This is a genomic window from Herbihabitans rhizosphaerae (genome assembly GCF_004216555.1).
Classification (GTDB): domain Bacteria; phylum Actinomycetota; class Actinomycetes; order Mycobacteriales; family Pseudonocardiaceae; genus Herbihabitans; species Herbihabitans rhizosphaerae.
The window spans coordinates 364,794-386,661 of the sequence record NZ_SGWQ01000004.1; the positions used below are offsets into that span (position 1 = coordinate 364,794).

The 21,868-nt window shown below is 67.8% G+C and carries 29 protein-coding genes; 15 read left to right on the plus strand and 14 right to left on the minus strand.

The features are described 5' to 3' along the window. Positions 1-31: 31 nt before the first annotated feature. From EV193_RS15165 to EV193_RS15195, 9 genes are read left to right on the plus strand one after another with little or no spacing between them, the layout of a single operon-like run. Positions 32-247 (plus strand): hypothetical protein, encoded by a 216-nt coding sequence (locus EV193_RS15165; RefSeq protein ID WP_130344744.1) that lies wholly within the window; start codon positions 32-34, stop codon positions 245-247. Continuing rightward, entirely contained in the window at positions 244-441 is a 198-nt protein-coding gene (locus tag EV193_RS15170) for a hypothetical protein (protein WP_130344745.1), read from the plus strand. The genes EV193_RS15165 and EV193_RS15170 overlap by 4 nt, the downstream gene beginning before the upstream one ends. Beyond that, positions 438-605, plus strand: a complete 168-nt coding sequence (locus tag EV193_RS33295; RefSeq protein WP_165401359.1) for a hypothetical protein — start codon at positions 438-440, stop codon at positions 603-605. Before EV193_RS15170 ends, EV193_RS33295 begins: the two co-directional genes overlap by 4 nt. Next, complete coding sequence (locus tag EV193_RS33300; protein WP_165401360.1) at positions 602-751, plus strand: hypothetical protein; 150 nt, start codon at positions 602-604, stop codon at positions 749-751. Before EV193_RS33295 ends, EV193_RS33300 begins: the two co-directional genes overlap by 4 nt. After that, a complete protein-coding gene (locus tag EV193_RS15175) occupies positions 748-966 on the plus strand; it encodes a hypothetical protein (RefSeq protein WP_130344746.1) in 219 nt (72 codons plus the stop codon). The genes EV193_RS33300 and EV193_RS15175 overlap by 4 nt, the downstream gene beginning before the upstream one ends. Next, positions 963-1,205, plus strand: coding sequence for a hypothetical protein (locus EV193_RS15180; RefSeq protein ID WP_130344747.1), 243 nt, complete (start codon positions 963-965; stop codon positions 1,203-1,205). The genes EV193_RS15175 and EV193_RS15180 overlap by 4 nt, the downstream gene beginning before the upstream one ends. After that, on the plus strand, positions 1,205-1,504 hold the full coding sequence (locus EV193_RS15185; protein ID WP_130344748.1) for a hypothetical protein: 300 nt from the start codon (positions 1,205-1,207) through the stop codon (positions 1,502-1,504). The genes EV193_RS15180 and EV193_RS15185 overlap by 1 nt, the downstream gene beginning before the upstream one ends. Further along, a complete protein-coding gene (locus EV193_RS15190) occupies positions 1,504-1,842 on the plus strand; it encodes a hypothetical protein (RefSeq protein ID WP_130344749.1) in 339 nt (112 codons plus the stop codon). The genes EV193_RS15185 and EV193_RS15190 overlap by 1 nt, the downstream gene beginning before the upstream one ends. Continuing rightward, the gene (locus tag EV193_RS15195; RefSeq protein WP_130344750.1) at positions 1,835-2,056 is read left to right on the plus strand and encodes a hypothetical protein; all 222 of its coding nucleotides are present in this window, start codon (positions 1,835-1,837) and stop codon (positions 2,054-2,056) included. Before EV193_RS15190 ends, EV193_RS15195 begins: the two co-directional genes overlap by 8 nt. Positions 2,057-2,794: 738 nt before the next feature. Here EV193_RS15195 and EV193_RS15200 read toward each other — a convergent pair. Further along, a complete protein-coding gene (locus EV193_RS15200; RefSeq protein WP_130344751.1) occupies positions 2,795-3,184 on the minus strand; it encodes a hypothetical protein in 390 nt (129 codons plus the stop codon). 242 nt (positions 3,185-3,426) lie between these two features. Here EV193_RS15200 and EV193_RS15205 point away from each other — a divergent pair, with 242 nt between their 5' ends. Together EV193_RS15205 and EV193_RS15210 are read left to right on the plus strand one after the other, a co-directional pair. Continuing rightward, entirely contained in the window at positions 3,427-4,263 is an 837-nt protein-coding gene (locus tag EV193_RS15205; RefSeq protein ID WP_165401361.1) for a helix-turn-helix domain-containing protein, read from the plus strand. Positions 4,264-4,272: 9 nt separating this feature from the next. Then, a complete protein-coding gene (locus tag EV193_RS15210; RefSeq protein WP_130344753.1) occupies positions 4,273-4,467 on the plus strand; it encodes a DUF397 domain-containing protein in 195 nt (64 codons plus the stop codon). Positions 4,468-4,638: 171 nt separating this feature from the next. On the opposite strand, the gene EV193_RS15215 is transcribed toward EV193_RS15210, so the two are convergent. The 7 genes from EV193_RS15215 to EV193_RS15245 all read right to left on the minus strand — a co-directional run bounded on the left by EV193_RS15215 (position 4,639) and on the right by EV193_RS15245 (position 10,655). Further along, complete coding sequence (locus tag EV193_RS15215; protein WP_130344754.1) at positions 4,639-5,202, minus strand: hypothetical protein; 564 nt, start codon at positions 5,200-5,202, stop codon at positions 4,639-4,641. Positions 5,203-5,401: 199 nt separating this feature from the next. Further along, the gene (locus EV193_RS15220) at positions 5,402-5,683 is read right to left on the minus strand and encodes a hypothetical protein (protein WP_130344755.1); all 282 of its coding nucleotides are present in this window, start codon (positions 5,681-5,683) and stop codon (positions 5,402-5,404) included. After that, a complete protein-coding gene (locus EV193_RS33305; protein WP_165401362.1) occupies positions 5,680-5,955 on the minus strand; it encodes a hypothetical protein in 276 nt (91 codons plus the stop codon). Before EV193_RS33305 ends, EV193_RS15220 begins: the two co-directional genes overlap by 4 nt. A gap of 224 nt (positions 5,956-6,179) precedes the next feature. After that, entirely contained in the window at positions 6,180-7,622 is a 1,443-nt protein-coding gene (locus EV193_RS15230; RefSeq protein WP_130344757.1) for a glycoside hydrolase family 3 protein, read from the minus strand. Between the two features lie 5 nt (positions 7,623-7,627). After that, positions 7,628-8,464 (minus strand): carbohydrate ABC transporter permease, encoded by an 837-nt coding sequence (locus tag EV193_RS15235; RefSeq protein WP_130344758.1) that lies wholly within the window; start codon positions 8,462-8,464, stop codon positions 7,628-7,630. Next, positions 8,461-9,372, minus strand: coding sequence for a carbohydrate ABC transporter permease (locus EV193_RS15240; RefSeq protein WP_207222647.1), 912 nt, complete (start codon positions 9,370-9,372; stop codon positions 8,461-8,463). Before EV193_RS15240 ends, EV193_RS15235 begins: the two co-directional genes overlap by 4 nt. Further along, a complete protein-coding gene (locus EV193_RS15245) occupies positions 9,369-10,655 on the minus strand; it encodes an extracellular solute-binding protein (protein ID WP_130344759.1) in 1,287 nt (428 codons plus the stop codon). Before EV193_RS15245 ends, EV193_RS15240 begins: the two co-directional genes overlap by 4 nt. Positions 10,656-10,774: 119 nt before the next feature. Here EV193_RS15245 and EV193_RS15250 point away from each other — a divergent pair, with 119 nt between their 5' ends. Then, a complete protein-coding gene (locus tag EV193_RS15250) occupies positions 10,775-11,962 on the plus strand; it encodes an ROK family transcriptional regulator (protein WP_130344760.1) in 1,188 nt (395 codons plus the stop codon). A gap of 123 nt (positions 11,963-12,085) precedes the next feature. Beyond that, positions 12,086-13,336 (plus strand): glycoside hydrolase family 18 protein, encoded by a 1,251-nt coding sequence (locus tag EV193_RS15255; RefSeq protein WP_130344761.1) that lies wholly within the window; start codon positions 12,086-12,088, stop codon positions 13,334-13,336. A 59-nt stretch (positions 13,337-13,395) separates the two neighbouring features. Here the strand turns inward: EV193_RS15255 and EV193_RS15260 are convergent, their stop codons facing one another. Further along, complete coding sequence (locus tag EV193_RS15260; RefSeq protein ID WP_130344762.1) at positions 13,396-14,577, minus strand: serine hydrolase domain-containing protein; 1,182 nt, start codon at positions 14,575-14,577, stop codon at positions 13,396-13,398. Next, positions 14,578-15,204: a TetR/AcrR family transcriptional regulator gene (locus tag EV193_RS15265; RefSeq protein ID WP_130344763.1), complete on the minus strand. Its 627-nt coding sequence runs from the start codon at positions 15,202-15,204 to the stop codon at positions 14,578-14,580. Between the two features lie 32 nt (positions 15,205-15,236). Between EV193_RS15265 and EV193_RS15270 the strand changes: the two genes are divergently transcribed. Further along, entirely contained in the window at positions 15,237-15,428 is a 192-nt protein-coding gene (locus EV193_RS15270) for a hypothetical protein (RefSeq protein ID WP_130344764.1), read from the plus strand. A 105-nt stretch (positions 15,429-15,533) separates the two neighbouring features. Here the strand turns inward: EV193_RS15270 and EV193_RS15275 are convergent, their stop codons facing one another. From EV193_RS15275 to EV193_RS15285, 3 genes are all read right to left on the minus strand, one after another. Next, complete coding sequence (locus EV193_RS15275) at positions 15,534-16,736, minus strand: glycoside hydrolase family 64 protein (RefSeq protein WP_130344765.1); 1,203 nt, start codon at positions 16,734-16,736, stop codon at positions 15,534-15,536. A gap of 87 nt (positions 16,737-16,823) precedes the next feature. Beyond that, the gene (locus tag EV193_RS15280) at positions 16,824-18,728 is read right to left on the minus strand and encodes a glycoside hydrolase family 3 protein (RefSeq protein WP_207222648.1); all 1,905 of its coding nucleotides are present in this window, start codon (positions 18,726-18,728) and stop codon (positions 16,824-16,826) included. A gap of 26 nt (positions 18,729-18,754) precedes the next feature. After that, positions 18,755-19,201, minus strand: coding sequence for a hypothetical protein (locus EV193_RS15285; protein WP_130344767.1), 447 nt, complete (start codon positions 19,199-19,201; stop codon positions 18,755-18,757). A 329-nt stretch (positions 19,202-19,530) separates the two neighbouring features. Here EV193_RS15285 and EV193_RS15290 point away from each other — a divergent pair, with 329 nt between their 5' ends. Next, positions 19,531-20,706, plus strand: coding sequence for an HNH endonuclease signature motif containing protein (locus EV193_RS15290; RefSeq protein WP_130344768.1), 1,176 nt, complete (start codon positions 19,531-19,533; stop codon positions 20,704-20,706). Position 20,707: 1 nt separating this feature from the next. Here the strand turns inward: EV193_RS15290 and EV193_RS15295 are convergent, their stop codons facing one another. Next, positions 20,708-21,868 (minus strand): ROK family protein, encoded by a 1,161-nt coding sequence (locus tag EV193_RS15295; RefSeq protein ID WP_479723865.1) that lies wholly within the window; start codon positions 21,866-21,868, stop codon positions 20,708-20,710.

Genomic DNA, 21,868 nt, shown 5'->3' on the forward strand with positions numbered 1-21,868 from the left:
CTGATGGCGACTCACGGCTAAGGAGCACGAAATGGTGACGGCGACGGCGACGAGACGGAGAGCCGGCGGGGACGTGGTGTCCATGCGGCAAACGTCCCCGTGCGAGCACGGCGTAGCGCACGGCATCCGGGCGCTGCCCGTGGGCGCGGACTTCTGGGTGCCGGAGTGCGTTACGGCGAACGGCAAGACCAAGCGGGCGCACACAGTCACGGCGGAGCGGTACCCGGTGGAGGTGACGGCGCGATGACTCTGGACGCGCTGCTAGCCCTGGAGACCGGCGACGACTTCACGTATCGGGGACGGACGCACACGCACTGTGGCGCTGCCGGCTGGACGTGGGGCGCGAAGAACGGCCACGAGTACGCGGACGTGCCCGTGTTCAAGGCCGGCGGCGGAGGAAAGAAGTTCATCCGCGTCTACTACACGGAGGCGACCCGATGACGGCCCTCACGCTCGACACGGCGGACGTGTCGCTGCTGTTGAGCGTAGTCAGCTTCGCATCGGAGTCGGACACCTACCGCGCCCAGGACGCCCACCTAGAGCGGCTATACCGCCGCCTGGAGGGTGCCGCCGCTCGCATCAACGCCAAGGAGGCGAGCAAATGAGTAAGGACCCGGCCTACGCCGTCGCGTACGCCTATGGCCGGCTGAGCGTGACGGTTGAGGTGTTCCTCAACGACGGGCTCACGCGCGAGCAGCTCGCCGAGAGGCTCGCAGACATCGAGCGCGAGCTGACGGAGGCAACCCGATGAGCGCGGAAGTTAGAGAGAATCGGCTAGTCGCGGCCTTCGCGTACGCCTACGGGCGCGAGGATGGGACCAAGGTTCCGACCATCAAGGGCTCGCGCAAGTGGGCGGAGGCGTACGCGGCCAAGGGCGGCAAGGACGACGTCTTCGGCGGACTGGAGATCGCCTACGACCGCTGGCAGGAGACCGGCGGCGAGATCGCGCAGGAGGCAACCCGATGAGCGAGCGCCTCACTGTCACGTTCACGAAGTCCGGACAGGGCGCCGGCCACGCGGCCCGCGCGAACAAGATTCCGCTGTGCGGCGCCAACGTGAACAAGCCGTTCGCCAACCCCCAGGTTCAGGCGCGAGACTGGTCCAAGGTCTCGTGCGCGCGGTGCAAGCGGATCATGGAGCGCGAGGCGACAGGTGAGGCCCGTGCCGCTGTCGCCGCCGCTGAGGTTCGGGGCGGTGAGCAGTGATGGCCACCGACGAGATCGAAGGCTTCGTGGTCGTGGGCTACGAGCACGACCGCATGCACGTCGACTGGGACGTCGAGGTCCACGCCACCAGAGAGGCTGGCGACAAGTCACTCGCTGAGTGCCGTCAAGCCGGATGGGACTGGTCGCTATACGCGCTGGTGCCGGTTGATCTGTCCGCCCGTGAGCGCAAGCGGACAGCCGACGAGCGGCGAATCGAGGCTGTCCGACAGCTCCTCCACGGTGGCCGCAAGACCGTGCGGGCAGATGACCTTCGGCGTGCGCTGGCCGGTGAGGCGTGATGGCCACTATCGCCGACAAGATCCGCGCCGAGATCGACCCATACCACGGCGGACCGGCAACCCCGTTCATCGCCGCGATCAACGCCGTGCTCGACCTGCACAAGCCGTCGGCCTGGTACGAGGAGTGCACCCAGCACACCTTCGAAGAGCACGAGGACACCTCCGTCCACCTCGAAGCGGGGGACTACGACTTCGACGGGTGCGACGACTCCCGCGCTCCGGATCGGTGCGCCGAGTGCACCCCGGCGAACGCCGACGACGACTACGTTCCTTCGGTGCTGTACCCGTGCCCCACGGTGCGGGCGATCGCCGACGAATTGGGGGTGACCGGTGGCTGACCCCTACGCCCGAATGCTCCTCGACGCTGCGATCGACGCCGAAGACCAGGCCCAGGACGGCAAAGCAGCGCTGCATCCGGGAGAGGCAGCCGCCGAGGCCGTGGTCCGCGCCCTCCTCGCGCTACACCGCAAGACCTGGAACGATGATCGCGCATATGGTGCGCGACAGGCGCTCTGGTGCATAGAGGAGCGCCTCGCGGAGCTACAGCCGTGACGTATACTGAGAACACCTCGGGCGTACGCGGACGGACTACTAAGCCGGATCGCAGCCTGGGGGAGACAAGGGCACCCCGCTAGCCTTCGGGCCGGCGGGGTGCCTTTTTGCGTTTCAGGGTCTCTAGGTCCGTGCGTATCCCGTTTCCAGTTTGGGAGCCCAGACGTGCCAGCCTCCGCGAGAGTGAGGACACTCGACCATCTCCAGGCGCCCGAGGGACTCGATTACGAGCGCCTCCGCTGTGTCGCGCACGAGCAACGCGCGGCACCCGCACGCCCTACAGCGCGGTGCATGGCTGTACTTCATCGCGGGTATCATTTGCCCGTCCCTCCGCAACCGGGGCACGTCTCCTTGTGCGGGTTGCGGCTGCCGGTCTTCCGGTCGACCACGGTGCCCCACACCCAGCCGGCCCCGTTACATGCCGGACACGGCTTATCGTGCTTTCCCATACCGATCAGCTTCGCAGTGTACCGGTCGATCCCGATAGACCCGATCCGGTGGCGTTCCTGAGGGCCGTCGAGCGTGCGCACGAGTCGCAAGGGCGCGTGTCCGTCGCGTGCTGCCGACGAAGCGGCCATACGATCGCCACCCCGGCGCACACGGACCGCGCGATCTCGACGCGGCGAAGACCACGGCCTTGAACCGACACCACCGCGCCCGCCGGCACCCAGTGCACGACCGGCTCCCATGGGTCTCGGCACCACGTGCCGCGATGAGTTCGTGCGCCGTCCATGGTGCTCACGCCTGCACCCCCGGTCGGTGGACCATCGGCCGCGCACGCTCGACCCGACACGAGGCAGGCGCGGACATGAGGTGCACGTAGTGGCTCTCCTGGTCGGTGCCCGGTTCGGGGAGCCCGAGAGCCCAGCGGATAACCCACACGGTGGTCGTCTGGTCGTCGGTCCCGTAAAACGCGGTCACCCACTCCGGACACAGAGGGTCGCCCACGTCCGGTGTTCGGAACGCGACCATCTTGTCTTCGCGGTACAAGAGTATGACGTCGGCGCACTCGTGCCACAGCCAAACTGCCGCGACGATCTCCGGCGCGTGGCGGTTGGGGAAGTAGTAGAAGGACCAGCGGCGGCGCCGTAGTTCATCGATCCAGTGATCAAGCTCTGACGTGAGCACCGCCGACCCCTTCATCCGTTTGGCGCCGACGAGACCGCTGGTGACTGGCCTGTCGCGGGAGGGGATTAGGGCCGCTCGCACGACATACCAGGGGGGTGGGTAAGCGGGTCCAGCCCACACAGCCTGGACTCTGCTTCTCCAACGGCCCCGCCGACTGCTGTCAGACTAAACCAGAATTTCTAGTTTCAGGTGAGCGGTAGTGGAATATCACCCAATGGGAGTAGCCGGCTATGCTCCGTGACATGGATGTAGACCCCGGTCCGATCGTGCAACGAATTCTTCTAGGCGCGGAACTACGCGAGGCGCGGGAGACACGCGGGCTGTCCACGGCCGCCGCGTCCAAGGCTCTCGATTGGTACTCGGGGAAGCTCTCCAAGATCGAAGCCGGCGACATGAAGACCAAGGACGCGGACCTGCGCCGCGCCGTAGAGGTCTACGAAATCGACGCGGAGCGCGCTCGACGGCTACAAGTGCTGGCGACCGACTCTCGACGCAGGCTCCCGCCCGCTCGGGTGCCGGAGTGGGCGGCCAAGTATGTGCATCTCGTCGCGGCAGCGTCGGAGCTACGGATTTGGAGCGTGGACACCTTCCCCGGAACCGTTCAAACGGAGGCGTACGCGCGGGCCATGTTGACGGAGTCCGTAGTGGTGTCCCCGGCGGACGTGGACCGAATGGCAGAGGACCGCGCCCGCCGCGCCGAGCGCTGGGAGACCGACGACAGCACGGCGCTGTGGTTGATCGTCGGGGAGGAGGCGCTTCGCCGCGAGATCGGCGGACCGCCCGTACTGAGGGAGCAACTCGTTCGCGTGCGCGAGCTTGCGGAGCGACCCAACATCACAGTTCAGATCGTCCCGTACCAGTCGGGCGCGCACTCATCGCATGGGCTCGCTTTTAGCCTGATCACGATCTTTCCCGGTCGCCCTGGAGTGGTCTACGTCGAGGGGCTGACGTCGAGTGACTACCTGGGCCGCGAGCACGCTCGATCCTATGGCGTGGCTTATGATCGCCTCCGGGCCGTGGCGAACAGTCGGATAGCCTCCGTTGCCATGCTCGACCAGCGAATTTCAGACCTTACGTAGGAGGGGCGAATGCGAGCCCGTGATCTTCCCGGCGCCTCGTGGCGCAAGTCCAGCCGGAGCGGCGGAGGCGAGCAGTGCGTAGAGTTGGCGCACTCAGCCGGCGGAGCCGTTCGTGACAGTAAGAACCCGGACGGCCCCGTACTCGCGGCGGTCGATCTCGCCGGCTTGATCAGCGCGGCCAAGCGCGGTGCGGCGGCCGTGTGACGTAGCGCATAAGAGGTGCAGCACGGCCCCTTGGGAGTGGGTTTCTCCCGAGGGGCCGTCGCATGAAGAAAGCCCCCGGACTGGGGGTCTCCGGGGGCTGCCTTCGAGCCCCGCGAAAAGGCGGGGACAATGGTGCGCGCGTCCGTAGTGTCGCACACGAGCACCGACGCGTTACTCCGTCTCTCTGTCGCCGTAGTACGCGCGCCCACCGCAACGCACGCAAGCAGCGCCGCGCGGGTGTCCGGGCTCCTCGGAAGGCCACGGCCGCGAGTCGCACAGCAGCACGCGGCGGGACATGTGCCCAGCCACAAGCGCGGCACGTACCGTGTCGCCGTGGGGCGCGAGGCGGTATCCGCTCGTCTTGCGCTCCGTTCGGTGCTGCCAGACGTAGAGTCCCTTGGCCTCCAACGTCTTCCGTGCGTGCTCCGGGTCGCCTCCCCAATGTGGGTGCCCCGTCAGTTCGTCCAACTCGACCGCGAGCACGTCGCCGGACGACATCCAGTCCACGGGCAAGCCGACGGTCGCCGCGACATCCTCGCGCTGCACGCGCACGTACGCGTCCCAGCCTGACTCGCCCTTGTTCGCGAAGACCACCCGGCGCCCGCCCTCGCCCGCCACCGTGACGGCCTCTTCGCGGGTGGCGTACACGCCGAGCTGGCGAGTGTGGCTGCCGAGCCCACACGTGGCGAGCCACCGATCACCCTCGGGCCGAACAACGCCCTCGGTCTCACTCATCGTTCCGGCCTCCCTCAATCTCGCGTGCCCGCCTGTGTACATACGCGGCACTCAGCGTGGCCCCAAACATGCCGCAGAACCCGCACTCATACACCACGTCGCTGCCCTCCACGGTCACGGCGCCCCAGTTGTTGTCCGGCAGCCTTTGAAGCGTGCGCGTCTACTGCGGTGCTCGCCTTCGGAATACTGTTCTGCCCGCTCATCCGGGCGCCCCCTGCCGACGTGCGGCCTCCAGCAGCCTCCGACTGGCCGACAGGTTCGACGTCGGATGCGCGGTCTTCTGTCCACCCCAGTTCATGATCGTCGTGGTACCGCCGTCGCGGCTCACGTGCGCCACCGTGTGCGCCATGCCCTCCGGGTCGAACACGTCGTCCTGAGTGCTCCGCGCGAGGCGGGCAAGCTCCGGCGTGAGCGCCCTAGCCTCCTGCTCCATGTTCGCGATTTCCGACACCATCGCGGCGGCGAATTCTTCCTCGTTCATCGGCTCCATACCTCCCATGTCCTCAACCCATCGGTGCACGAGCCGTCCTCGTCACACTCCACGGGACCAGTCTCCACCTGAGCTGTGTCGAGCGGAACGTCAGGCGTGAACATGCTGGTCGTGTCGCACTCGAACGGCGCGCCCGACTGCTCGGGCAGGTCCAGCGAGCACACAAGCGCAAGCATCATCATCAGACCGATGATGAGCACGTTGCCGAGGTACTCAACCGTCTTCCAGCACTCGTATCTGACCTGTGACCAGTCGATATCCACGACGCTGCTCCCTTAAAGGTGCATATGTTGCGTCGTACCACTCGATCAAATTGCCGATCGAGCCCTTGACGATGTTGCTGATGACCCGGCGTTCGCCGGTCCGCTCCGTGGTTTCCGTTGACTGGCTCATCCGCGATCCTCCCGCGCACCGTTGCGTGATCTGGGCAACAGTGCGGATCGCGGACCGACCCCGGCAATACGCGCGGCGGCTTCCTTACATCGCCTTAGGAAAGTCGTGCGGTCAGGCCGAGGAGTTCTGCGACGGCGGTGGTGTTGGCCAGGGTGGCGCCGTAGGCCGCGACGTACTGACCGTCCGGCGGCCGCCAGATCGGCAGGCCGAGTTCGACCACGATGGTGTCCGGCCGGGCCGAGCGCAACGCGGTGGCGAGCGCGCGTTGCGCGAGGTGCCGGTGCGCGTCGCGGAGCACCAGGACCACCGGCCGGCCGTTCGCGGCGGTGGCGAGTGCGTGCGCGTCGGCGTCGTCCGGATCGACCCGCAGCACGTCGTCGGCCGGCAGCCATCGGCCGAAGCCCCACGGCACCGGTCCGACCGCGATGTTGGCCGGCGCGTTCGCCTCGATGACCAGCGGGGGAGCGGTCAGCCGCGGCTCGCCGGTGGTCAGCACGGCACGCCGGGCCGCCTCGATGCCGATGCCGGGGTCCGCCGCCGAGCTGGCCGGCCGGGTCAGCCACGCCTTCAACTCGCGCACCCGTTCCGCGGACTCGGCGAGCCGGTCGACCGACAGCCGCCCGGCCTCGACGGCCTGCCGGATCGCGACGATCACCGAGGCGAGGCTGTCCCGGCGCTCGCGGGGGCCGAGGCAGAGCAGGTCGGCGCCGGCGATCAGGGCTCGCACGGACGCCTCGGGAATGCCGATGCGGCCGCTGGCCCCGCGCATGTCCAACGCGTCGGTGACGATCACACCGGTGAAGCCCAGCTCGTCGCGGAGCAGGGCGACCGCGCCGGGGGACAGCGTCGCCGGCGTCGTGCCGGTGACCGCCGGGACGATCAGGTGGCCCAGCATCACCGCCCGGCAGCCGGCCGCGATCGCCGCGTCGAACGGGACGAGTTCCCGTCGGGCGAGCAGTTCGCGGTCCGCGTCGACCACCGGCGCCTCGTGGTGGGAGTCGACGGCGGTCGCGCCGTGCCCGGGGAAGTGCTTGGCGCACGCGGCGATCCCGGCGTCCTGCAGTCCCCGCACGGCCGCCGTGGTGTGCCGGGCCACCAGTGCCGGGTCGCCGCCGAACGCGCGGGTTCCGATGATCGGGTTGTCCGGCACGGTGTTGACGTCCACGGTCGGCGCGAAGTCCAGGTTGACGCCGGCCTGGGCCAGTTCGGCACCCAGTGACCGGTAGACGCCGGCGGTCAGGTCCGGATCGTCGACGGCGCCTAGCGCGGCGTTGCCCGGGTACGGGCTCCCGGTGAGGTGCGCGAGCCGGGTGACGTCGCCACCCTCCTCGTCGGTGGCGATCAGCGGATCACCGGCCCGCCGCAGGGCACCGGTGAGCGCGGCCAGCCCGGCGGAGTCCGGCATGTTGCCGTTGATCGCGAACAGGGTCACGCCGGCCAGTCCGGCGTCCACCTCCCGCAGCAGCCAGTCCGGCGGGGCGTCGCCCGCGAACGAGGGCAACAGCGTGCTCCTGGCAAGGCTTTCCAGCTCGGTCATTGCGTTTATCCCTTCACCGCTCCGGCGGTCAGCCCTGACACCATTCGTCTTTGCACGAGGAGGAAGAACAAGATCACCGGCACGGTCAGCAGGGTGGACGCGGCCATGATCGGCCCCCACTCGTTGCCGCTACGGCCGAAGAAGTACTGCAACATGATCGGCAGCGTGTATTTCGCCTGGTCGTCCAGGAACGTGAAGGCGAAAACGAACTCGTTCCACGCGGTGATGAACGAGAAGATGCTGGTCGCGATCAGCCCGGGCGTCACCAGCGGCAGCAGCACGCTGAAAAACGCGCGCACCGGGCCGGCGCCGTCGATCAGCGCCGCCTCCTCCAATTCGCGTGGCACGGCCGCGACGAATGAGCGCAGCATCCAGATGGAGAACGGCAGTGAGAAGGCGATGTACACCAGTGCGAGCCCGGCGAGATTGTCCAGCAGTGCCAACTGTTTGAGGTCCAGGAACAGCGGAATCACCAGCGCCTCGGCCGGCACCATCTGCACGACCAGCAGCATCACCAGATAGGTGGTGCGGAATTTGAATCTGAACCGGACCAGCGCGACGGCGGCCAGCAGCGCGAGCAGTCCCGACGCCACGACGGTGACCAGCGCGAGTATGAGGCTGTTGCCGAGGTAACTCCAGAACGACGTGTTCGCGATTCCGCCGTTCAGCACGAAGTCGAAATGCCGGAATGTGGGGTCGCCGGGCAGCGGGCGCGGCGTGGTGCTGAAGATCTCCTCGTTCGGCTTCAACGCCGTGGAGACCATCCAGAACACCGGGAACACGGTCACCGCGAATACCGCGAGGCCGGTGGCGTTGACCAGAATTCGTGACCGTGACTTCATGCCAGTTCGCCCCGCCGCACCATCATTCGCACGTAGAGCGCGGTGACCACGAGCAGAATCACCGTGAGCACGGTCGCGATGGCCGATCCGAGCCCGAGTTTCGCGTTCATCGACCCGAATGCCTCCGCGTAGGCGAACAGCGAGAGGTTGTAGGCGTCGCGATTGGCGAGCCCGGACATCACGAACAGCTGGGTGAACACCTTGAAGTCCCAGATGATCGACAGCACCAGCAGTACCAGGAAAATGGGGCGCAGCAGCGGAAAGGTGATGCGCCAGAATGTTCGCCAGGCACTCGCGCCGTCGACCTTCGCCGCTTCGAACAGCTCACCGGGAACGCTTTTCAGGCCGGCGAGCACCGATACCGCGACGAACGGAAAGGACTGCCACACCACGCACACGGTCAGCACGACATAGGTGGGAAACGGGCTGCCGAACCAGTTGTAATCACGCCAGCCGCCGCCGACCAGAGCGTCCGGCAGCGCCTCGAGCACCCAGTTGGCCAGGCCGCCGGTGCTGCCGAAAAGCCAGGAGAACACGATGGCCGCGGTGATCGGCGGGGTGGCCCACGCGATCATCACGCCGCCGGCGACGAAGTTCGACATCCGGCCGCGCAACTGGTTCAGCAGCAGGCCCACCGCCGTCCCGACCGCCATCGTCAGGGTCACCGCCACCGCGGCGAACAGCACCGTGTGCATGAAACTCGACCAGAACAGATCGCTTTCCAGCACGGCGGTGTAGTTGTCGGTGCCGACCCATTGGGCCGGCTCTCCGCGCAGCTGGCGGTGTCCCACCTGCTGCGCGGAGAGCATCCCGATCTGGATCATCGGCCAGAACAGCAGGGCTCCGATGACGACCAGTGTCGGGAGGATCAGCAAGTACGGCGTGATCCGGGTGCGGGTTCGGATCACGGGTTGAGCAACTGGCCGGCTTGCTGATCGGCCTGCTTACACGCGGTTTCCACCGACGCGCCTTGCATGACCTCCTTGACGGCGTTCGGGAGTACTTTCTTCGACTGTTCGTAGTCCGCCCAGCCCTTGCTCGTCGGCGTGAACCGCACACCGGCGTTGGCCGCGGTGGCGAACGCGCTCATGAGCGGATCGGACGCGTATCGGGAGCCGCGCAGCAGATCGGTGAACTGCGGGAGGAACTTCTGCGAATCGGCGAACACCTGGGCGTTGCGCTTGTTGTTGAGCACCGTGATGTAGTCGAACGACGCCTTCTTCGACTTGGTGGTCTGCCAAATGGCGAGGTCCGATCCGCCGGAGAAGACCGGCGCCGTTCCTCCGGTCGGCCCGGGAACCGGGAAGGTGCCCCAGTTGGCCGAGTCGTCCTTGATCTGCTTCAGTTCCGGAAGCGCCCAGCTACCGTCGATGTACATGCCGAGCTGTCCGAGTGCGAAATCCTGTTGCGGACCTTGCAACTCGTTCTTGCCGACGTACTTGTCCGGCGCGACGCGTTCGGTCCGCACCAATCCGGTGTAGAACTCCAGCGCCTGGCGGGCTTTCGGATCGGCCAGCTTGCCGACCCATTTGTTGCCTTCCTTCGCGGCGATGTCTCCGCCGTTCGCCCAGACGAAACTGAGGATCGCGTTGGTCTGGTCGCTCGGCGCCGCGATTCCGGGCACCTTCTTCGTGTCCTGGATCTTGCGGGCCGCCGCCACGAGTTCCGGCCAGCTCTTCGGAACGGCGATGTTCAGTTCGGCGAACCAGTCCTTTCGGTACCAGACCGCCCGTACGCCGCCGTACCACGGAACGGCGTAGGTCTTGCCGTTCGCCTGGTCGTTGGCCAGTGCCCCCTTGTTGAGATCCTTGCCCTCCGGCCACGCGTTGACCTCCGCGCTGATGTCGGCCAGATTCCCCTGTTCGATGTGGGACTGCACATCGGTGTTGCCGATCTCGGTCACGTCCGGACCCTCACCGCCGGCCGCGGCCTTCTGGAACGCCGTCGCCGCCTGGGACCACGGCACGTACTTGATCACGACGTCGGTGTTCGGGTAGTTCTTGCGGAACTCGGCTTCGACGCCGTCCAGGAAGGTGGTCTGCTCAGGGCTGCCGGGGCCCATCTGCCACACGGTGAGGATCGGAGGTGGGCCACCGTCGCCGGCGGCGCCGTCGGTGGAACCGGTGCTCGAACCGCACCCGGTGACCACCAAAGCCAGTGCGGCAAGTGCCGCGAGTCTGCTGGTCTTCACTGCCGCGACTCCCTTCGACGCACCACCTGCCTGCCTGCCGGTGTCTGCGTGGATGGTGTGGGATGTTCGGGTAAACTAACAGGAAACTTTCCTAAATAAAACCCTCGAGGAGGATCGGGATGACGACACGGCCGGGCACGCCCCGCCTGCTGCGCGAGCTCAACGACCGGGCCGCGCTGGAGCTCCTGGTCCGCTCCGGGCCGCTGACCAGGGCGCAGATCGGCGAGCAGACCGGCCTGTCCAAGGTCACCGCGTCCCAGTTGCTGACCCGCCTCGAGGAACGCGGGCTCGTCGAAGTGGTCGGGCAGCAGGGCGGCGGGCGCGGTCCGAGCGCGCTGCTGTACGGCGTGAACCCGGTCAGCGCGTACGTGGCCGGCCTCGACGTCGGCCCGGACACGGTCACGGTCGGCATCGCCGACATCACCGGCGCGGTGGCCGCCGAGATCACCGTGGATCCCAACGGCGACGCCGATCCCGTTCGGGTCGTGCACGAGGCGGTGACCAGGGCGTGCGACACCGCCGGCATCGCCGAGTCGCGGCTGCGCGCGGTGGTGATCGGCACGCCCGGCGTGGTCGACCCGCGCACCGGCGACGTGCAGTTCGTGTTCGACCTTCCGCAGTGGCACGAGGGTGTCCTTGACGCGCTGCGCAACGATCTTCGCCGGCCGGTGCGGATCGAGAACGACGTGAACCTGGTGACCGTCGCGGAGGCGGAGTACGGGTTCGGCGGGCGGGCCGGGGCGGGTTCCGGCGACTTCGCGCTGGTGTGGATCGACCGCGGTGTCGGCCTCGGCGTGATGATCGGCGGCCGGCTGCACCGGGGCCTGTCCGGCGCGGCGGGGGAGATCGGCTACCTGCCGGTGCCCGGGGTCGGACTGCCCAACACGATCAGGGAATCGGCGTCCACCGGCCTGCCCGCACTCGGCGGCGGGTTCGGCTCGCTGGTCAGCGCGGACGCCGTGCTGGACCTGGCGCGCACGCACGGCATCGACGCGGCGACGGCGACCGACGCCGTGACGGCCGCGGTGGACGGTTCGGTGGACGCGTTCTTGGACGAGCTGGCCCTGCGGATCTCCTACGGCGTGGCCGCGGTGAACATCGTGCTCGACCCCGGCGCGCTGGTGCTGGCCGGCGCGCTTGGCCGTGCCGGCGGGGCGGACCTGGCCGACCGGGTGGCCCGCGAGGTCGGCCGGATCTCGCCGACCGAGCCCACGGTCACGCCGAGCGAGGTGACCGGCAACCCGGTGCTGCGGGGCGCGTTGCACGCCGCCGTGGACCGAGCCCGCGACGAGGTCTTCTCGGGCTAACGGGCTACTCCATCCGTGTGCTCCGGCGGTGTGAGGGGTTGACCGATGGCCCCTGATCCGGCTACGCCTGGGAACGCACCGCCTGCCCTGTGTGTCGCGTCTGCCCTGCAGCGAGGGAACGCGATGTCCAAGATCAAGAAACGGCTGGTGGCCCTGGCCGCCGGAGTCGTGGCGCTGACGCTCGGCGTCACGGTGGCTCCGGCGAACGGCGCGGCCGCGGCACCCGATGCCGCGCCCGCCAGCACGTCAGAAGCCGCACCGGCCGCCGCCGGAAAGCTGCTCGGCTATTTCACCGAATGGGGCGTGTACGCCCGCAATTACCACGTCAAGAACATCAAGACGTCCGGTTCGGCCGACAAGCTCACGCACATCAACTACGCGTTCGGAAACGTCACCAACGGCCAGTGCGCGATCGGTGACGCCTATGCCGACTACGACAAGTTCTACGACGCCAACGCGAGCGTCGACGGCACGCCGGACACCTGGGATCCCGGCGCACTGCGCGGCAATTTCAACCAACTGCGCAAATTGAAGAAACTGAACCCGAACATCAAGGTGTTGTGGTCCTTCGGCGGCTGGACCTGGTCCGGCAACTTCGGGCAGGCGGCGGCGAATCCGGCCGCGTTCGCGGAGTCGTGCCACAAGTTGGTCGAGGACCCGCGCTGGGCCGACGTGTTCGACGGGATCGACATCGACTGGGAGTACCCGAACGCCTGCGGGCTGACGTGTGACGAGAGTGGGTTCGACGCGTTTCCGAAGCTGATGTCCGCGCTGCGCACCAGGTTCGGCGGCGATCTGGTCACCGCCGCGATCACCGCGGACGCGACCGAGGGCGGCAAGATCGACGCGGCGGACTACGCCGGCGCGGCGAGCCACGTCGACTGGTACAACGTGATGACCTACGACTTCTTCGGCGGCTGGGCCCCGCAAGGACCGACCGCGCCGCATTCGCCGCTGACCTCCTGGCCCGGAATCCCGATTCAGGGATTCCATTCCGACGCGGCGATCCAGAAACTGAAGGGGAAGGGCATTTCGGCCGACAAACTGTTGCTCGGCCTCGGTTTCTACGGACGCGGCTGGACCGGTGTCAGCCAGGCCGCACCGGGTGGCACGGCCACCGGGCCCGCCCAGGGAACCTACGAACAGGGAATCGACGACTACAAGGTGCTGAAGAACAAATGTCCGTCGAACGGAACCGTCGCCGGGACCGCCTACGCCCATTGTGGCAACAACTGGTGGAGCTACGACACTCCGGCCACGATCGGCGGCAAAATGGGTTACAGCCGCCAACAGGGACTCGGCGGCGCCTTTTTCTGGGAGCTGTCCGGCGACACCACCAACGGTGAGTTGATCAGCGCGATCGCCGGCGGCTGACCTCCTGACAGGCCCGCGAGCCCCACAGCCAGGCGCGGGGGGCTCGCGGGCCACCAGGGTCAGCTGCTCCGCAGGCACTCGCGCACGGCCGTGACGAGGTTGGCCGCGCGCGGATCGGGCTCCATGCCCTGCACGATGTGGTTCATGACGTAGCCGACGGCGAGGCCGGTGTCCGGGTCGGCGAATCCGATCGACCCGCCGAGGCCGGAGAAGCCGAACATGGTCGGCGGCAGCCAGGGCGACTGGTCGGTCCAGAGCGCGTAGCCGGTGGTCCAGCGGACCGGCGTGCGAGTGATGCGGTCGATTCCCGCCGCCTGCTCGGTCGTGGCCTCCTTCAATGCGGACGGGCCGAACACGCGGTGCCCGTCGATCTCGCCGATGAGCGCCGCGTAGAACGTGGCGAGCGCGCGGGCGGTGCACACGCCGTTGGTGGCGGGCACCTCGGCGGCCAGCACGGTGGGGTCGTTGTTGTCCGGGCGAGGGTCCACGCAGGCGTAGGAGCGCAGGGTGAGCGAGGTCGGGTCGGTGTAGGCGGTGATGAAGTCGCGCATCGGCTCGGGGAGCGCGTCGAGGTCCATCCCGGCCAGCGCGTCCGGATCGGGCGTGGGCTCGATCAGCGGGGCGACCCGGTGGTGTTCGGACTCCGGGAGCCCGATCCAGAAATCCAGCCCGAGTGGTTCGGCGATCTCGTCGCGGAAGAACGAGCCGAGGCTTTTACCCGACACTCGGCGCACGACCTCGCCGACGAGCCAGCCGAAGGTGAGCGCGTGGTAGCCGTGCTCGCTGCCGGGCGTCCAGGACGGTCGCTGGGCCGCGAGCGCCTCGGCCATCGGCGTCCAAGTCAGCGCGCCGGCCAGCGACAGCGGCTGATCGAGCACCGGCAGGCCGGCCTGGTGGGAGAGCAGCCAGCGCACCGGGATGTCCTGCTTGCCGGCCGCGGCGAACTCCGGCCAGTACTCGGCGACCGGCGCGTCCAGGTCCAGGTCGCCGCGCTCGGCGAGCACCAGCGCGCACGCGGACGTCGCGCCCTTGGTGGTGGAGTACACCGCCTGCAGCGTGTCGTGCCGCCAGGGGCGATCGTGCTCCGGATCGGCCAGCCCGCCCCACAGATCGACCACCTTCTCGCCACGCAGATAGACGCACAGCGCGGCGCCGATCTCCTTGCCGTCGGTGAAGTTCGCGGCGAAGGCGTCGCGGACCGCGTCGAACGCGGGTGCTGTCACACCATCGATGTCGGGCACTCAGGTCTCCTTGTCATGGGTGGCGCGGACCGCGTGCTCGCACACGGCCACCAGTTCGCGTGTGTAACCGGCAAGATCGAGATCCGGCTCGGTGAGCAGGTGCTGCAGCGCGCCGGAGAGCAGCTGGCGGATGATCACCGCCACGGTGCGCGGGGGGAACTCGCGGAACTCGCCGTCGCGCTGGCCGCGGGCGAGCAGCCCCTCCAGGCCGTCCAACTCCGCGGCGTTGGGCTCGTCGAACCAGCGGCCGCGCGCCTCGGGGTGGCCAAGGAGAATCTGCACCAGCGCCTTCATGTGCGAGCGATGCGTGTCGTAGAAGGCGATGCTTCCTTCGATGTAGCCGCGCAGCGTCTCCATCGCGGTGGCCGCCGCGTCCGCTCGCGGTCGGACCACGGCGCCGCCGACGGCGTAGACCTCGGCGACCACCTGTTCGATCAGGTCGTCCTTGCCCGCGAAGTGGTACGAGATCAACCCGGGGCTGCTCAGCCCGGCGCGCTTCGCGATCCGTGCGAACGACGCGCGCCCGTAGCCCAGCTCGGCGATGGTCTCGATCGCGGCCGTCACGATCTGCTTGCGCCGTGCGGCCTCCGTGAACGTCAGTTCACTCGGACCAGGATTAGGTTGCACGACCTAAAACTAGTACGACTGTCAAACGTGCCATGCTGGGCGTCTCGGTCGCCAGCCGGAGCCCGGGTGGTGTCGCGGACGGTGTCATGGTGTCGATCGAGGAGGTCAACGGCGCGCCCGCGCTGCTCGGCTGGGTCGGGCCGGTCCTGGTCGGCGTGCTCGTCCCGAACATCGCCGACGGGCGGATCACGTTCGACGAGTTCCTGGCCGGGAGCAGCCGATGAGCCGGGTGCACGTTTCGCGAGTCCCGCGCTCAGACACCCCGAGTCCCGCGCTCCGCATCGTGCGGAGCGCGGGACTCACCGGTGCACAGCGCGGGACTCGCGCGTTCAGCGCAGGCGGTTGAGGGTGATCGTGAGCAGGTTCGGCTCGCCGTGGTTGACCTTGCCACTGTGGTCCTCGCTCGGGTTCGCGCTCACGTCGTCGTAGGCGAACGCGTAGCCCCGGCCGTCCGGCAGGTTCTCGTGCACCACCCGCGCGTAGTGGTTGGTGATCGAGTGCTTGTAGAACGTTTCCGGCTTCTCCTCGTGCGGCTGCTTGTTGTTGATCAGCAGTGTGGTGCGGTTGAACGCGGCCGCGAGCCTCGGCACGATCGCCTTGCGCTGCTCGGTGTCCGAGCCGGGGTTGTTCGCGAACGGGCCGCTGTTGCAGCCCCAGATGTCGGCCGAGGTCGGCTTGCCGAACCGCTCGGCGCCGAACACCAGTTGATCACCTTCGACCCGCCCTTCGAGGATGCCGATGTCGCCGCGCTGGGAGTCGATGATCAGTGTCTCGCCGGCGTACTTGCTCCACACCTCGTCCACGAACGGCTCCAGGTAGCCGGCGAAGTCGTCCGGTCGGTGGTTCGGGTTCAGCACCCGCACGACCTTGCCGTTCGCCTCCTGCACGCAGGCGCCCCACTTGCCGCCGTCGGCCTGGCGCAGCGCCGTGGCGATCGTGTCCACGGCGCCGCCGTTGAGGCCGGGCACCTCCTGGGTGCCGCCGACATGGTCCAGCTTGAGCCCGATCGGCGCGGCCACGAAGTCGACGTAGCTGATGTTCGCGTAGATCTGCGTGGGGTCCAGGGTGAACTCGGCGAACGTCCAGTTCCGTCCGAAGTTCGGGTCGGCGTCGTTGACGAAACTCGGGTGCGCGATCGCGGCTTTGTCGCCATCGCCCTGAACGGCAAGGAATTCGAGTTTGTCGTCGGTGACGAAATAGACGCGGGCGCCGTACATGCGCGGCACCGTCACCTCGGTCGAGCCGTTGATCGGGATGGCCACGTTCTCGGTGATCGGCTCCGCGCCGCCGCCCGGCCGGGGCGGGAAGTACGTCGAGCTGTCCGCCTTCACGAACACCCCGCGGCCGTCACTCGAGTCTTTGTGTAACCCGACGACGTACGCGTTCGCCGCGGTGCCGGAGTTGTTGACGAGTCTGAACTTGAGCGTCTCCGGAGCGGCCGCGGCGGCGGTGTGGGCACCGAACGCCGATCCGAGGATGGGCACGCTCGCCGCGGCGGCCGAGTATCCGAGGAACTTGCGGCGGGAAATCACGAAGAACACCTCTTTCAGTGGGGAATGGTTGTCCCGCGGGGCACCGCGAATCGGGGGGCGTGTCGGCAGTACCCCGCGGGACGCTTGTCAGCGTGTGGTGAGCCCGAAGCCGTACCGGAACAGCGGGTCGTACCCGCGGTCTCCGGCGTTGATCGGCTCCTGGTCCTCCGCACGCGGCCAGCTGACCGGCAATGTGCCGGTGAACGGGGTGCGGCCGAACAACACGTCGGCTACCCCGGCGCCCTCGCTGCCGGGCAGCCACGACATCACGAACGCGTCCGCCTTCGGCAGCTCGTCGGTGATGATCTGCGGGCGCCCGGCCACGTCGAGCACCACGCACGTGTCGATCGCGCCGCACACCCGGTCGACGGCGGCCTTGTCGGCGGCGGAGAGGTTGAGCGTGTTGCCGTTGCCCACGTCGCCGACGCCCTCGGCGTACGGCTTCGTCTCGCCGATCACCACCACGCCGACGTCGTGCCCGTCGGTCGGCGCGGACGCGTCCGCGCTGTAGGTCACCTGGTCGGCGTGCTCCTTGATGCCGCCCAGGATCGTGGTGCCGGGGAAGTGGTCGTTGCCGGACTTGCCCTGCCAGGTGATCGTCCAACCGCCGGCCTGGTTGCCGAGATCGTCGGCGTTCACCCCGGCCACGTACACCTTCTGCGATTCGCGCAGCGGCAGCGCCTTGTTCTCGTTCTTCAACAGCACCTGCGACTTGGCCACGGCGTCCCGCGCCACCGCGCGGTGCTCCGCCGAGCCGACCGAGTCGATGTGCGTGCGGTCGGTGTACGGCTTCTCGAACAGGCCGAGCTCGAACTTCGACTTGAGGATGCGGCGCACCGCGTCGTCGATCCGCGCCATCGGCACCCGGCCCGCCCGCACCTCGGCGGTCAGCGTCTGGATGAACTGCCCGGCGCGGAATGGCTCCATGAACATGTCCACGCCGGCGTTCACCGATGTGCGGACCTGCGTGGCGTAGTCGCCCGGGATCTGGGTGATCGCCTCCCAGTCGCTGATCACGAAGCCGTCGAAGCCGATCTTGCCCTTGAGCACGCCGTTGATCAGCTCGCCGTTGGCGTGCATCTTCACCGGCGCGCTGCCCGGCCGGTCGGTCCACTGCACGCTGGAGTACGACGGCATGACGCTGCCGACGTTGTGTCGTTTCACGGCGGCGACATACGGCGGCAGGTCGACCGAGGCGAAGTGCTTCCAGTCGGTGACCGTGACGCCCTGGTCGAGGGTGTACGTGCCGGTGGTGGAGCTGCCGTACTTGGTGTCGCCGTCACCGGCGAAGTGCTTGGCGGTGGCCAGAACCCGGTCCGGCTGCTTGAGATCGCCCTTGCGGGTGCCCTGCAGGCCGTCGATCGCGGTGGCCAGTTCGGTGACCAGTCGCGGGTCCTCGGAGAAGCTCTCGTAGCTGCGGCCCCAGCGCTCGTCGCGCACCACGCACACGCACGGCGCGAATGTCCACTGTGGACCGGTCGCGCGGGTCTCCTTGGCGGTGATGTGCCCGATTCGTTGCACCAGCTTGGGATCGCGGGTGGCGCCGAGCCCGATGTTGTGCGGGAAAACCGTGGCGCCGGCGAGGTTGTTGTGCCCGTGCACCGCGTCCACGCCGTACAGCAGCGGGATGCGCAGCCGGGTTTTCAGCGCGTGCGACTGGTAGCGGTCGACCATGTCCGCCCAGGCCTGCGGGGTGTTCGGCGTCGGCGTCGACCCGCCGCCGGACAGCAGCGAACCGAGGCCCAGTTCGGTGATCTTGCCGGGCTCGGTGTCGACCGCCTGACGCTCGGCCTGTGTCATCTGGCCGATCTTCTCGGCCAGGGTCATCCGGCCGATCAGGTCCGCGATCCGTTGTGGCACAGGCAAAGCGGCGTTCTGGTACGCCGCGCCGGCATCCGGCTGTGACGCCTGCGCGGTGACCGGCACCGCGACCACCGTCACCGCGGCCGCGGCTACCACCGCGCCGGCGATCCGCCGTCGCACTCCTCGCATACGATCCTCCTTGATCGACATTGGTTTCAGCTCCAGGTGAAGGTGGCCGTGGTCTTCGGCGGCAGCTCGTAGGAGTAGGACTGGTCGCCCCGGTTCACGCGGATCGTCTGGTTGTCGGCGTAGTACTGGGCTTCGAGCCAGCCCTGGTGCATGTGGTCGTTGTCTTTCATCCAGCCGGGGGCGCTCCAGGGGGAGGCCATGACGGTGAGGGCTGGGTTGAGTTCCTTGGCGCGGCGGGTGAGGGGGAGGACGTCGGCCAGGTCGTGCGCGATCGTGAAATCGCTGACGTCGCAACAGGTTTCGTCGATGGTGATGGTGACGGGGGCTGGGGCGGTTCCTGGTTCGAAGGTGGTGGTGAGGTGGTTCACGGTGGGGCCGGCTGCGGCTGCTGTTGGGGCGGCGGCGGTGATCAGGGTGGTGGCGAGGAGGGTCGCGACTGTCAGACCTAGCAGCGTTCGGGCAGGGCGTGTCATGGTGCCACCTGGGTGCAGGGTGTTTGTTGTGGCTGACAACAAAGTATGGCGTAACGCACGTCACATGACAAGTCTTCGTGTCTGGGGTGGCACCTGGGGGTGTGGCGGCGCGGTATTGTGCGGGCCGATTCTCACAAGTCAAGGGCGCCTTCGGCGTCGGCTTCGCCGACTCGGCCCCAGGGGGCCTCGCCCTGGACTTGTGAGCCTCGATCGGCCCTAACGGCTGGCGCTACGGGCAGGCTCCGCCTGCCTTTTGCCCGTACCGCGCCGCCACCTTGCTCCTTTTAGTTCACCCCATAGTGGTCGGTCGAATTGGGTAGAATCGAGGTATGAGGGGACAGCAACTAATCGACGAGCTTCGGGCTCGCGAAATCCATATTCGACAACTCGAATACGAGCGACTTCAACTCGTCCACGAAATCCATGAGCAAGGCATCGCGAAAGAAATGGGGTGCTACTCCACGGCGTCGTTCCTGCGGGACACGGTGCGGATCACACCCGCAGATGCACGCAGGCGGGTGGCGGACGCGAACGCGTTGTTCGGGTCGACCACGCTTACCGGGCAACCCATCGAAGCGTCGCTCCCCGTGGCGGCGCAGGCGCTCGCCGAGGGGGTGATCAGCCGTGATCACGTGCAGGTTGTGCGCGCCACGATCGACAAGCTTCCGGCTGAGCATCACGCCGAAGTGGAACAGCTCCTTGTTGACGAAGCCGCAAAGTTTGACCCCGTCAAACTCGGCAATCTCGCTCTCCGAACGCGGGCGCACCTGCAACCCGAACAGGTTGTCCTGGACGAAAAGCAGGCGCGCAAGCGCATGGAGTTCTCCATGGTCGAGGACATCGACGGCACGATCCTGCTGCGTGGGCGGCTGTCACCCGAGTGTGCCGAGGTGTTGAAAGCCGCGCTGTCGCCGCTGGCGAAACCCGCCGGCAAGGACGACGACCGCTCCGCCGCACGACGGTGGGCCGACGCGCTGATCGAGTTGGCGCACCGGATGCTCAACAGCGATACGCTGCCGCAGGACGGCGGTAGGCGACCACACCTCGCGATCACGATTTCTTACGAACAACTCCGCGATCAAATTGGGCTCGGCCGAGGTGACTTCGGAGCGCTGATCACACCTCAATCGATTCGGCAGATCGCGTGCGACGCCGGGATCACACCCATCGTGTTGAACAGTGGAGGGAAACCACTCGACGTCGGACGCGAGCAACGAACCGCCACCCCAGCAATCCGAGCAGCACTCATCGCCCGAGACAAAGGCTGCAGCTTTCCCGGCTGCGACCGGCCAGCAGAATGGACCGACGCACACCACATCGTGCACTGGCTCAACGGTGGGATCACCAGTGAGGAAACGATGGCACTATTGTGTCGATTCCACCACACCATCATTCACGAGCAGGACTGGGAAATCGTCATGCGCGGTGGGTTCCCGTACTACATTCCGCCCGCTTGGGTCGACCCGGCGCGGGAGGCCATCCGCAATACGATGCACGCCGCCTGACTCAGGCGAGTCCGAGGACCGGCTCGAAGGCCAGCTCTGCCGCGCCGATCAGCATCACGTCCGCACCGAACGTGGACGCCACCACACGGGTGCCACCCGCCGCACGACTGACCAGGCTGCGCCGGCGGACTTCCTCGCCGATGTGGGTGACCACGTCGTTCGGCAGCGCGGTGAACAGGTCGCCGAGCACGACCAGTTCGGGGCCGAGCACGTTCACCACGTTCACCAGGCCGAGGACCAACCACTCGGTGACCGATGCCAACCGCTCCACCGCGTCGGCCGTCCGCAGCTCCGCCACGATCGCGCCGCGCGGCGACTGCTCGGACATGCCCAGCGCCCTGGCGATCGCCTGTTCGCCGACCTCGGTCTCCCAACAGCCCGAGCTGCCGCAGTAGCAGGGCCGGCCATGCGGGTTGATCACCATGTGGCCGACCTCGCCGACGTAGCCCGCGGTGCCGCGCATGGCGGCGCCACTCGAGATCACGCCGCCGCCGACGCCGATGTCGGCGGACACATATACAGCGTCGGACGCTCCGCGTGCGACACCTCGTACGTGTTCGGCGAGGGCGCCGAGTTCAGCGTCGTTGCCGACGTGGACGGGGAAGCCGAGTGCGCCGGACAGTCGCTGCCCGAGTGGCACGTCGGTCCAGTGCAGGTTCGGCGCCTCGTGCACCAGGCCGTCGTGGCGGCGCACCACACCGGGCACCGACACGCCGGCGGCGACCATCTCCAGCTTCAATTCTTCGAGCAGGATTCTGGTCGACTCGATCACGTGGGTGATCACCTCGTCGGGTGATCGGGTGCGGTCGTGCAGCTTCCAACTGTTGCGGCCGAGCATCTCGCCGCCGATTCCGACGACGGCGATCGCCACGCGGTCGGTACGGATGTCCACGGCTAGCACTGCGGCGGCTTGCGATCGTGGCATCACCAGAAGCGAGGGGCGGCCGGCCCCGGAACGCTGGCGGGGCACCGATTCCTCGACGACGCCGTCTTCGACCAGGCCGTCGACCACCGCCTTGATGGTGCTGCGGTTCAGGCCCAGTTCAGTGGCCAGGGCCGCGCGGGTGGCCGGTCCGAAGACATGCAACCGCCGCAGCACAGCCGTTCGGTTGTGCCGCCGTGCTTCGTCCGGTCGCGCGCCGAACGCCGTCGTGATCGCCAA